This window comes from Sporosarcina ureilytica (assembly GCF_001753205.1).
Classification (GTDB): domain Bacteria; phylum Bacillota; class Bacilli; order Bacillales_A; family Planococcaceae; genus Sporosarcina; species Sporosarcina ureilytica.
Map to the genome: position 1 here is coordinate 3297448 of NZ_CP017560.1, position 12654 is coordinate 3310101.

General features: G+C 39.7%; 11 protein-coding genes. 4 read left to right on the plus strand and 7 right to left on the minus strand.

Features of this window, described 5'->3' with window-relative positions:
• The first annotated feature begins 13 nt into the window (after nt 1-13).
• The 4 genes from thiD to BI350_RS15940 all read left to right on the plus strand — a co-directional run bounded on the left by thiD (nt 14) and on the right by BI350_RS15940 (nt 3717).
• Nucleotides 14-844 carry a bifunctional hydroxymethylpyrimidine kinase/phosphomethylpyrimidine kinase gene (gene thiD / locus BI350_RS15925; protein ID WP_075529055.1) on the plus strand — a complete coding sequence of 277 codons (831 nt, stop codon included), beginning with the start codon at nt 14-16 and terminating at the stop codon, nt 842-844.
• Nucleotides 845-984: 140 nt separating this feature from the next.
• The gene (locus BI350_RS15930) at nt 985-1335 is read left to right on the plus strand and encodes a YojF family protein (protein WP_075529056.1); all 351 of its coding nucleotides are present in this window, start codon (nt 985-987) and stop codon (nt 1333-1335) included.
• 12 nt (nt 1336-1347) lie between these two features.
• Nucleotides 1348-2031: a bacillithiol biosynthesis deacetylase BshB2 gene (bshB2, locus tag BI350_RS15935; protein ID WP_075529057.1), complete on the plus strand. Its 684-nt coding sequence runs from the start codon at nt 1348-1350 to the stop codon at nt 2029-2031.
• A 333-nt stretch (nt 2032-2364) separates the two neighbouring features.
• Nucleotides 2365-3717: a YjiH family protein gene (locus tag BI350_RS15940; protein ID WP_075529058.1), complete on the plus strand. Its 1353-nt coding sequence runs from the start codon at nt 2365-2367 to the stop codon at nt 3715-3717.
• A 465-nt stretch (nt 3718-4182) separates the two neighbouring features.
• Here the strand turns inward: BI350_RS15940 and BI350_RS15945 are convergent, their stop codons facing one another.
• The 7 genes from BI350_RS15945 to BI350_RS15975 all read right to left on the minus strand — a co-directional run bounded on the left by BI350_RS15945 (nt 4183) and on the right by BI350_RS15975 (nt 12574).
• A complete protein-coding gene (locus BI350_RS15945; RefSeq protein WP_075529059.1) occupies nt 4183-5133 on the minus strand; it encodes an L-threonine 3-dehydrogenase in 951 nt (316 codons plus the stop codon).
• A 631-nt stretch (nt 5134-5764) separates the two neighbouring features.
• Nucleotides 5765-6955: a glycine C-acetyltransferase gene (locus BI350_RS15950; RefSeq protein WP_075529060.1), complete on the minus strand. Its 1191-nt coding sequence runs from the start codon at nt 6953-6955 to the stop codon at nt 5765-5767.
• 58 nt (nt 6956-7013) lie between these two features.
• Nucleotides 7014-8084, minus strand: coding sequence for a hypothetical protein (locus tag BI350_RS15955; RefSeq protein ID WP_075529061.1), 1071 nt, complete (start codon nt 8082-8084; stop codon nt 7014-7016).
• A gap of 293 nt (nt 8085-8377) precedes the next feature.
• On the minus strand, nt 8378-8566 hold the full coding sequence (locus BI350_RS15960) for a hypothetical protein (protein ID WP_075529062.1): 189 nt from the start codon (nt 8564-8566) through the stop codon (nt 8378-8380).
• 66 nt (nt 8567-8632) lie between these two features.
• On the minus strand, nt 8633-9265 hold the full coding sequence (locus BI350_RS15965) for a YczE/YyaS/YitT family protein (RefSeq protein WP_075529063.1): 633 nt from the start codon (nt 9263-9265) through the stop codon (nt 8633-8635).
• A gap of 466 nt (nt 9266-9731) precedes the next feature.
• The gene (ybaK, locus tag BI350_RS15970; protein ID WP_075529064.1) at nt 9732-10220 is read right to left on the minus strand and encodes a Cys-tRNA(Pro) deacylase; all 489 of its coding nucleotides are present in this window, start codon (nt 10218-10220) and stop codon (nt 9732-9734) included.
• A gap of 194 nt (nt 10221-10414) precedes the next feature.
• On the minus strand, nt 10415-12574 hold the full coding sequence (locus tag BI350_RS15975; protein WP_075529065.1) for a DNA topoisomerase III: 2160 nt from the start codon (nt 12572-12574) through the stop codon (nt 10415-10417).
• Nucleotides 12575-12654: the final 80 nt, after the last annotated feature.

The following is a 12654-nucleotide window of genomic DNA, read 5'->3' on the forward strand; positions in this document are numbered from 1 at the left end:
AGGAGTTTTCTACATGACATTAAAGAAGATCTTAACAATTGCCGGCTCAGATACATCAGGCGGCGCAGGGATTCAAGCCGACTTGAAAACTTTTCAAGAACATGGCACGTACGGCATGACTGCGTTAACCGTTGTCGTTACGATGGATCCGGAAACTTGGAGCCATAGCGTTTATTCACTTCCAATTGATGTATTAAAATCTCAAATTAAAACAGCTGTTTCAACTGGTATCGATGCGATTAAGACAGGCATGTTGAGCACTGAAGAAGTAATTGAAACAGCGGGTAATGCAATCCTAGAATCAGAACTTTCAACAGTCGTGATTGACCCCGTGATGGTTTGTAAAGGAGAAGATGAAGTCCTCAATCCTGGAACCGTTGATGCGATGATTGAACACCTTCTTCCTCGTGCACTTGTTGTCACGCCTAATTTATTCGAAGCGGGCCAACTGGCAGGAACAGGTACACCTAAATCCTTAGAGGAAATGAAAGAAGCCGCGAAGAAAATTCATGCTCACGGTGCCAAAAATGTATTCATTAAAGGCGGCAAAGGGCTAAAATCTGATACTGCTGCTGATTTATTATATGATGGACAGGCATTCACACTATACGAAGCAGAAAAAAGCGAAAACCATTATAACCACGGTGCTGGCTGCACAGTTGCGGCTGCAATTACAGCAAACCTTGCAAATGGCCTTGAGGTCAAAGACGCTATCGGCGAAGCAAAAAAATTCGTCACTGCAGCGATTGCCAATGGCTGGCAACTGAATGATTTCGTTGGCCCTGTCTACCACGGCGCGAAAAACAAATTCGGTGCCCCTGAAATTACATTGACTGAGGTTTAATCGCATATATCTATTAAACGGTTGGAGAATTCTTCAACCGTTTTTTGCATAAAAATAAATCAATCAAGCAGACGAATCGCAAAACCAAGCCCATATGGATATACTAAAGTATAATTGCTATTCTATTAGGAGGATTTTGTATGGACATTGTAAAAACGGAACATGTACAGGAAGTCATTTCATCCTTTGCAAATAAAGATGTATATATCCATTTAGAAACGACAAATGGTTCATACGCTAGCCATTTTAAAGAGGGATTTTTAAACGCAGGCGCGTTTATTCGCAACGTCGTCGTCAATTTTGAACTCGGTAAAATTGTGGGTGAATCCCCTCACCGAGTTGGTTTAAAGTTGCCATCAGGTTGGGTCTATGCACAAGGCATTACACACTACCAAGTTGACGACTTAGGACGACTTTTATTGGCAGGTCTTGACGCGGATGGAAAGCTTTCTGTAGCCTTACACATTAGCGAAACACCTTTTACATATTAAGGAGGAAAAGACATGATTGAAAAAGAACGCCACGTGCTCATTATCCTTCCCCACCCAGACGATGAAGCGTTTGGCATTTCCGGTTCGATTGCAGCTTATCGCAAAATGGGCGTCCCTGTAACGTATGCATGTCTCACATTAGGTGAGATGGGTCGTAATCTCGGAAACCCCCAGTTTGCTACTCGCGAAACATTACCGGAAATTCGTAAAGCCGAACTGCTCAAAGCTTGTGAAGCGATGGGACTAGATGACTTACGAATGATGGGACTTCGCGATAAAACGCTTGAATTTGAAGATGATGAAGACATGATTAAGCTTGTTGAAGATGTAATTGAGGAAACAAACCCTTCCCTTGTCATTTCATTTTATCCGGGATTCTCTGTTCACCCGGATCATGAGGCAACTGCTCGAGCTGTCGTTCGTGCAATTCGACGAATGAAAGAAGAGGAAAGGCCAAAACTTTACGCGGTCGCCTTCGCAAATAATACGAAAGAAATTCTTGGCACGCCAGATATTATTCACGATGTAGAAGAAACGGTGGACCAGAAATTGGCTGCATTAAAAGCCCATATTTCCCAAACCGTTTGGATGATGAAAGAAACCGAAGCAAAACTTAAACAAAACGACCCTGAAATGATTAAGTGGTTACGTTATGAGCGTTTCTTCTCTTATAAATGGCATGCAGATTTTGAATGATTGACTGAAATAGTCATCTATCTAAACCGTCCTATCGATTGAAATTACAATCGATAGGACGGTTTTTATTTTGGTAAAATTGAATTTTTAAATTATACACGTGTAGAAATCCCCAATTTAAGTAGTTTACTAGCATGCTATCGCGTATAATTATTAGCATAGTCAGAACAGGGTAACTATTCACTCACTAATTATTCAACCTGGATTTTATTTATTCTTTTTCAACACCATAAAACATGAAAGGAGACTAGAATTTCCTGTTTACAAATATATTAAAATAAGATATCATGTATAAATATACAAAGACTTTATTTTTTATTAGGAGAGAAAAAATTGAAAAAATATGATCTATCAACCTGGTTATTGTTTCTAATACCGTCTATACTGGGAATTATTTTATTCATGATTCCTTTAAAACTTACAGGCGATTGGAAAGTACCAATTGCGACGCTAGCAGATATCTTATCGAGTTTTGTCGCACCAATTATGCCATGGACAGCAACAATTGCGTTAATCATTGCAGCTGTTGGTTCCATCTTGTTTTTATTCATCAATACAGATGGAAAAAAGGAAAATTTCTGGGTGAATTTATTTAGTGTTTCCCTCTTCTGGGTAATCACTCGGGTGATTGGGGCCATTTTTGCTCTACTTGTCGTCCTTCAAATTGGACCAGAAGCAATTTGGAACGAAAATACAGGTGGCCTTCTACTTAGCGAAGACGGTCTTGTTACATTTCTCTTTACAATTTTCTTGTTTGCAGGTTTACTATTACCGCTTCTACTAAACTTTGGTTTACTTGAGTTTTTCGGAACAATGATGGTAAAGGTGATGCGTCCCCTTTTCAAACTGCCGGGCCGTTCCGCAATTGACGCATTAACGTCTTGGATTGGCGATGGAACAATTGGTGTTTTATTAACGAGTAAACAATATGAAGAAGGCTATTATACGAAAAAAGAAGCTGCTATTATTGGAACAACATTTTCAGTAGTTTCTATTACATTTTCTATTGTCATTATTGAAGAAGTAGGGCTTGGCTCCTATTTCCTACCTTTCTACGGAACAGTCATTTTGACCGGGCTTATTCTAGCATTCATTATGCCGAGAATTTATCCACTTGGAAATAAAGAAGATATTTACATCGATGGACGCCCTTTTACTGGCGACGAAGAAAAACTTCCTGAAGGTTATAATTCAATTTCACACGGATTAGAAAACGCTTTGGCGAAAGCAGATGCAAATCGCTCATTCACGCGAACTTTTTCAGAAGGATTTAGAAACGTGCTTGATATGTGGTTAGGTGTTATTCCAGTCGTTATGGCTTTTGGTACGATAGCACTTGTGTTAGCCGAGTATACTTCCGTATTTACATTTTTAGGAAAACCTTTCGAACCGATACTTGCGCTGTTAAATATTCCGCAAGCGGCGGATGCAGCACAACTGATGGTTGTAGGATTTACGGATATGTTCCTCCCTGCTATTTTGGCCAATGGACTGATTACGTCTGAATTAACGCTATTCGTAGTTGCGACGATTTCAGTTACCCAATTAATTTTCATGGCCGAAGTCGGCGGACTACTATTAGGTTCTAAAATCCCGGTAAACTTCCTGGATTTAGTGATCATTTTCCTTTTACGTACGCTGATCGCTTTACCGATTGTTGCTGGTATTGCTCATTTATTATTCTAAAGTTAATTTACTCGACCTTATTTTTATAAGGTCGTTTTTTGTCTTTAATTAATAGGGATAATTATACATCGATGTGTCATCTTAAATGATGGTTCATGAACCAGAATAATACGCCCACGACATACATTATTCACATTTCATTAAATAATACCGACTAATATTCTTATTGTGTGCACAATTAGATAATTTAATGTATACTATGTATGGTTGTAGGCGGACACCAACAACTTAGCAATAATTTAGATGTTCGCCTTGTAACGAAAGCAAAGCATTTAGAAATTAAACAACGCGTAACCCGAGTACTAGCAATCACAATGATTGTTACTACGATACTCTCAATATAAATAATGATTTGCTCACTCCCCCCTTTTGATGCGAATCAAAAAAAGACTGGAATCACATGGATTCAGTCTTTTTTGTTTTTCAGGGAAAAAGCCACATCATCGTGACAGTGACTATCCTTTTTTACTTCCCCAATTTCACTTTTAATTTTTCTAACATATCTACTGTCATCTTATCGAGATTGTAGTTTGCTTTAAAACCCCATTCTTCAACTGCTGCTGACGGGTCAATGGAATCTGGCCAACTATCTGCTATCGCTTGGCGAATCGGATCGACATCATAGGCGATTTCAAAAGCCGGGATTTCCTTTTTAATGGCAGCCGCAATTTGGCTCGGTTCAAAACTCATTGCTGTTACGTTAAAGGCATTTCGGTGCTTTAATTTAGCAGAATCTGCCTCCATTAAATCAACAATTGCTTGTAAAGCATCCGGCATATACATCATGTCCATGTAAGTGCCTTCTGCAATATAAGAAGTGTACTTCCCTTCTTCAAGCGCTTTGTAATAAATATCCACCGCATAATCTGTCGTTCCACCACCCGGCTTTGCAACATTTGAAATTAATCCCGGAAAACGTACGCCACGCGTATCTAGGCCAAATCTTTCATAATAATAATCGCAAAGTAGTTCACCGGAAACTTTATTCACACCGTACATAGTTGTTGGTCGCTGTAATGTGTCCTGCGGCGTATTCTTTTTCGGTGTAGATGGACCAAATGCGCCAATTGAACTTGGTGTAAAGAATTGTAGATTTAATTCACGAGATACTTCAAGCGCATTCAAGAGTCCACCCATATTTAAATTCCACGCAAATACTGGGTTTTTCTCAGCGGTCGCGGATAATAGCGCCGCCATATGCATCATCGTGTCAGCACCGAAATCTTTCGCTACTTTATGCATGCTTTTCGCATCCGTTACATCTAAAATTTCAAAGGGACCTGATTCCGTTACATTTGACATTACATGACGAATATCGGTCGCTAAAACATTGTCAGCACCGTACTCTGAGCGCAATTTCATAATTAACTCCGAACCAATTTGTCCGAGTGCACCTGTCACCATTATTTTCTTCATTGTACGACTCCTCACTTCACGGTCATTTGTCTATTTGGAGAGAACACTATTTTTTTACGATTAACATAACCCTTAATTAACAACCTTTACTTATTATAAAATGTTCATTCTAAAAACACAATTAGAACTGCCTCACCCAAATAATATCCACAATTGTCTATGAATACTGTCTGGTAATACTTTTACTATGATTCCGAAGTGGGTAACTTTTATTATTATCGTCCTCTATCCTATCTATACGGTTGTATAATCTTCCCATATTATCTATCGAACAAAATTAGTCACCCTTACCGACCGGTATATAAACAACGCACAAAAAATGATCTTTGGATATGCTTATGCACTCGGTAACGGGAATGACCAGGATATTGAAAATCGTATAAAAAATTATGACCGAATTTGTCGATGCTTGATATTGTGTTGTGTACTAAGGCGGGGACGTTGTGTACTTTAACATGAACGTTGCATACTTCTGCGATAACGTTCAGTACTTTCCCATATAGGTTAACTACGTTAGCAGGGCATTACTAACTCATCAAACGTTATCAGCAAAAAAATAAAAGCAGATGGAGAGAATTGATCATTCTCCATCTGCTTTATTTAAAGAGCAAATTAAAATGCCCTATTTTATTTACTTAAGAATCCCAAGTTCTCTTCCTACTTTTTCATAAATCGCCAATGCTTCATCCAACATTTTTTTCGTATGCGCAGCAGTTGGCATATTTCGTACGCGCCCAGTTCCTCTTGGGACTGTTGGGAATACGATTGCCTTCGCATAAACGCCTTCTTCCATAAGTCGTTTTGAGAATTTCTGCGCCAGCTTTTCTTCACCAATGATACATGGTGTAATTGGTGTTTCTGATTGACCAATATCGAATCCTAGTTTTTTCAGACCCGCTTTTAAGTAGTCGCCGTTTTCCCAAAGTTTGTCATGGAGTTCTGTAGAATCCATAATCTTTTGGAGTGCACCTTGCGTAGCCGCAACGTCCGCTGGTGTTACTGCTGTTGAGAATAGGAATGGACGAGAACGTACTTTCAACCAGTCGATTAGGTTTTGTTTTCCAGCTACATAGCCACCGACAACACCAACTGCTTTTGAAAGTGTCCCCATTTGCATATCGATATCTTTTTCCAGACCGAAATGCTTCACAGTTCCTTTTCCTTTGCCCATAACACCTGAACCATGTGCATCATCTACATAGGTGATCAGGTCAAATTCCTTTGCGATTTTTACAATTTCCGGTAGGTTAGCGACGTTTCCATCCATTGAAAACACGCCATCTGTAATGTACATCACTTTTCCATACTCACCAGATTCAGTCGCTTCTTTTGCTTTTGCACGTAAATCGTCCATATCTTGGTGATTCACACGGATGATTTTCGCGCCAGATAGTCGACAACCGTCGATGATTGATGCGTGATTAAGTTCATCGGAAAGAATTGCATCTTGTTTATTCATCACCGCAGAAATCGCAGCCATATTACAGTTAAATCCCGATTGGTAAGAAATCGCGGCTTCAGTTCCCTTAAACTCCGCAATTTTCTTTTCAAGTTCAACGTGAATATCAAGTGTTCCGTTAATTGTTCGAACCGCGCCAGCCCCGACGCCGTATTTATCTGTTGCTTCTTTTGCAAGCACTTTCAAATCTTCGTCCGTTGCAAGACCTAAATAGTTATTTGAGGATAAGTTAATTAACTCTTTTCCACCAATTTTAATCGTTGGACCATTTGGACCTTCAACTGGATCGATTTCATTATAAAGACCTGCATTACGCAGTTCTTCTAAATTTTCATCTAAAAATTTATCTAGAATTTTTGACAAGGTAATCTTCCTTTCAAGCAATATGAGACTTCATTTTAACATATTGCCCGTCTTCCTGTCAGTTTATGTCCCCAATGAGCCGTTTTGACTTTTCTTGAAAAACAGTATCCTTAATAGCAGAATCCATCGTAATCCTTGCTTGTTTTTCCGCTTGCGCATAAGCTTGCATATACCCGGTTGCGTCAAGAATTTTCTCACGATACGTTTTACTAATTAAATCGACCGCTGCTTCGGCTTCCTCACTTGCTTCACACATTGACAGCAAGTCCACAATTTCATCTCCATCTCGTTCCGGATCATATTCATGCGGTTTAGTCGCATCGAATATACAAACGGATAACTCTGGAAACTGAACAAGGTCGACGCCTTCTGGATCTAGCCCACACCAACCGTACAATACGTCAAACCCTCTACGCTCCGCCTCTTTTCCTAAAGCCTTCATAATTGTTGACTTTCCTGTACCCGGAAGAGCTTTAATGAGCATCCGTCGCTGGATGCGATTTGTAATAGACGGTATAAAATCGCAAGCCCCTGCAGAGGTTAAAGAACCGATGAGCCGATGAGAAACAGAGGATTGTTTATTTAATATGATTGTATCAAATAACTCTTCTTTTAAATTTTCGATTAACGCTTCATGCATACTCCACATCATTCGTTTAATATTAACCGCTTCCCATTCGTCGTGGATTACCTTGGCATCCGCTAACGCATGCAACGCTTTTTTTAATGATGCTTCCGCTTCTCCAAGACTTGCAACAATGGCTTTATTTTGGTCGCGCAGTTTATCTTCATCATAGATATCGTAAAAACTAATGACGCGATGGCGCCCCCCGATATCAGCTGGTTCAAGTGCAATCGGATGTGACGCTTGAATGAAGAGCAAATCCGGACCCTTTATAAAAATGGCATCAGTTATGTCAGGTTGTATTGGACTTACAAATTTATCCACATCAAACCCACGTTTAATATAGTGCATCGCCGTTTCGTTTAATACTGCAGACAGCGCAGTCGTCGGCGGACATTTCAAAAACACTGTTTCCGTCGCGGAAGCTACTAACTTATCATATTTATGCGCAATTCCTAGCCCTGTATAAGCCGTGCCCATATACTTCGTTATCGTTCCATACATGCCGCTCATCCTTTCTTTGTCATACAAATAACATATGCGAGCGACTTTTAAAAAAACACAGATTCATTGACGAACCTTGAAACTTTTGATGAATAGTTACGTACAAGTATAATTAGAACAAGTGTTTCTATGAAAGAGGTTTAAATAATGATTTGGATTAGCCGGAGGGGCTTTGAGTTTAGCTATACAACAAATGGAGAAATGCAAGGAGCTTGAAAAACGGATAAAGACGTTAGAGGAAAAGATTCAATAGTAGATGTATGGGAAATCATAGATTAAATGATTTCCCATAATTAAATTGGGTATTTACCTTGAAAAAATAAAATCACATCACCTGTAATTCCGATACAAAAGAAGACAAAATAATAGCTAGCGATTGAAATCTCTTTACGAAACAACTCTTTCACCGCTTGAATGAACATGTCATTAAACTTAAACCAACTTAATATCCAACCGATTAACAGAAAACTAACAATCATCATCCGACATGCCCTCCTCTTTAAATAAACTCCCACCCCCTTATCAGAAATGAGCGTTAACTGTATTACCTACCACAATATCTCTTCTTCAGTTTTCCCTGTAATTTTCAATAATAATGATTTTGCTTGTGGCAATGTATAGTGAACGAATTGACCAATTAAGAAAGCGATAATAACCGTTCCAACACCAACCGGACCGCCAAGAAGCCAACCGATTGCCGCAACAGCAACTTCAATCATCGTTCGCATTCTTTTAATGCTGCCGCCAAACTTTTCAACGAAAACGAGCATGAGTGAGTCCCGGGGACCTGCACCAATATTCGGCGACATATAAATTCCAGCACCGTAACCCATCACGACCACACCTACTACAAAGATAATTGTCTGTGCAACCAGTGATTCATAATCCGGAATTAACCAATTAAAAATATCGATAAAGATCCCAAGCAGAAGCATATTTAACCAAGTACCAATTTTAGGCCATTCTCTAATAAAGATTGCGGTTCCGCCTATTATTGCGAGACCTGTTAAAATACTCCAAGTCCCGATGGTTAACCCAAAATTTTTATATAAACCGACGTGGAACACATCCCAAGGGCCAATTCCCAGTTTATACCCTTTAATCGTCATCGAAATTCCAAGGGCGACGATAATTAATCCGCCGAGATAAAAAATCCATCTCCACATTTCTGTTTTCTTCATTCAATAAATCCTTCTTTCTAGTCAATCTAGCTGAAATTTATTTTCATATCCAAGCCATCCACATATTCGTATGAACGACTTTTGCATTATTCCATTCTAACATGCTTTTACCAATCACGCTGCTTGATAAAGTTGGCTTTTTCAAATGAATTTCAAATGGTATTGATTATCCCCATTAAGAGCACTACTTTGCCTCGAAAAGTTCACAACGTTTTTTATTAACCTTGCGTTTTCACGAATGTATACAACGTTATACGAAAACTTTGCAACACTTCCGAATAAGTATGCAACGCCGCAAGAGGTCACAACGTTTTTCATAAACCTCGCTACGTTTTCACAAAAGTACGCTACGTTCTACGAAAACATTGCAACGCTTCGAAAAAAGTATGCAACGCTAAAAAACCGCACTGTATTTTACATGCAACTCGTAAACAGTGCGGGTTTCCTTCAATTATTACGGCTAATATTATTTACTGACATCAAAGAATTTCGCTTGAGCCATGGCAACTAGATCGGCTGGACAAAGAGCCATTTGCAATCCCGGTTTACCGGCACTTACTACAATTTTATTCAGCGAAGTAGCGGATTCGTCAATAATCGTTGGAAAGTCTCGCTTCATGCCCACAGGTGAGCAGCCTCCTCTAATATAGCCTGTTTCTTTTGTTAAATCTTTTAACGGTAGCATATCCAGTTTTTTCACCCCGACTGCCTTTGCCGCTTTTTTCAAATCAAGTTCCAAAGCGACTGGAATTAAAAACACATACAAACTTTTGTCTGCAGCCTTTGTAACGAGCGTTTTATAGACCGTTTCCGCCGCTTGTCCAGTTTTTTCCGCTACAGATACTCCATCAATTAAATCATCATGAATGTCATATTCAATTAACGTAAAGTCAATTCCTTCACGTTCAAGAATTCGAACAGCATTCGTTTTGACCGTTTTATTTGATTTCCCCATATTGTTCCTTCCCTTCAATGATCAAAGGGCTACCAACTAAAATGTGGTAGCCCTTCATTAAGCATGGCGAATTTAGAAGATTCCTTTACCGCTATTTGATAATCTGCTGTTGTCGATTCAGGTACAGTTAACGCCTCTGTACGAACATCTCGCCAATGCGCAATTTTTTCTCTTCCGATAATCCATCCAAAGATTTATTTATCAAAAAGCTTCTTTAGGGCGTCCGCCATCGCTGTATTTTCAGGTTCTTCCTGTTTCTTCATATACTTTTGAAGATCTCGCTTATTCGCTCGTTGTCCACCTGAAGCTTTTCGGCGTTTTTCGAACGCTGATAATCGCTCACGATGGCCACACGAACAAACAAAGATTTGTCCTTCCCCTTCTCCGCGCAGTTCCAAGCGTTTTTTACATTGTGGACATCTCGCATTGGTTTGTCTTGAAATACTTCGTCGGTAACCGCACTCTCTATCTTGACAAACATGCATTTTGCCGCGCTTTCCGTTCACTTCTAACAGCAATTTACCGCAGTCTGGACAAGCCCGGCCTGTCACATTATCATGTCTAAACTTTTTATCATCATTTTTTATTTCAACAACAGCATCTTTCGCAAATTGAATCATATCTTTCATGAAAACGGATTTTTTCATTTGACCATTCGCAATTTTCGTTAAACCTTGTTCCCATTCAGCTGTAAGTGCAGGTGACTTTAAATCTTCAGGTACAAGTTCTAACAGTTGACGACCTTTTGATGTGGTATAAATATCATTGCCTTTTTTCTCAATGATAAATGTTTTAAACAACCTTTCGATCACATCAGCACGTGTTGCAACTGTACCAAGTCCACCAGTTTCACCAATCGTTTGAATTAACGCCTTTGACTCCCCTTGCATAAATTGCGTCGGGTTTTCCATTGCCGCTAACAGCGTTCCTTCGTTAAATCTAGCCGGCGGATTTGTCTTTCCTTCCGTCATTGTGACTGCACGGACTTTTACTTCTTGTCCCTTTGTAAATGAAGGCAAGGTTGAAGTATCCTCTTCATCAAAGTCATATACTTTTTTCCATCCTTCATCCGTTACAGTACGACCTCTCGCCTTAAACGTTTCCTCACCAATCACAAGGTCAACTGTTACTTGATCATAACGAAATGGACCAAGAAAGACAGCGAGGAATCTGTTGACAATTAACTCATACAAGCGTTGTTCCTTATCCGATAAGTTTTGTAAAATCGGTGTTTCTTCAGTCGGAATAATTGCATGGTGATCCGACACACGCTTATCATCAATGACACCTTTTTGCGGTTTGGGTGTCCCTTTACGCAAAATCATGTTCGTCGCTTTTCTAAACGGTGCAATATCGACCGCTTTAATACGGTCAATTAACGTATCACGCATATCGGATGTTAAATGTTTTGAATCTGTTCGCGGATACGTCACGGCTTTATGTCGTTCATATAAATTTTGCAGCGTTGATAATGTTTCTTTTGCCGACCACGACCAACGGCGATGCGCTTCTTGTTGAAGTGCTGTTAAATCGAATAGTTGCGGTGCAGGTTGTGATTTCGGTGAGGTTTTCACTTCCGTCACTTGACCCGTGTGGATACTATCCAATTTCGTCAATTTATTATCAATAAAAGCTTTATCGAAAGAACGCGTTTGACCGGATGCATCTGCCCACGTAAATGTGGCGCCTTCCGTAATGGCTTGCAAACCATAATACGCTTTCGGTTTAAATTCGTTAATTTGCTTTTCACGTTCCGCAATCATCGCAAGTGTCGGCGTTTGTACACGTCCTGTTGATAATTGCGCATTATATTTCACCGTAAGCGCACGTGTCGCATTAATGCCAACAACCCAGTCCGCTTCTGCACGAGCAACTGCTGCTTCATATAGATTTTCATATTGACGACCTGGCTTTAAATTTTTGAATCCGTCTTTAATCGCTTTATCCGTCACGGATGAAATCCATAAACGTTTAACAGGCTTACGGCTTTTCGCTTGTTCTAAAATCCAACGAGCGACAAGTTCCCCTTCGCGCCCAGCATCTGTTGCAATGATAACTTCATTCACATCATTTCTTCGCAACTGTGCTTTTACCGCATTTAATTGTTTTGTCGTCTGACGGATCGGCACAATCTTAAATGGGTCCGGCACAATCGGTAAATGCTCCAATTTCCATTCTTTATATTGTTTCCCATACCCTTCTGGATCTGCATGCGTCACAAGATGCCCAAGCGCCCATGTGACAATATAGTTTGTTCCTTCAATAAAACCATTACCATTTTTATGACAACCGAGCACACGCGCAATATCTCGTGCCACGGATGGTTTTTCAGCTAATACAAGTGATTTTGACATTCAAAAATCCCCTTTCTTCATAATGCTATTATAAAGGAGAACAGCGATCGATGCATAAATAAGCTGTTTTCTATCCCACG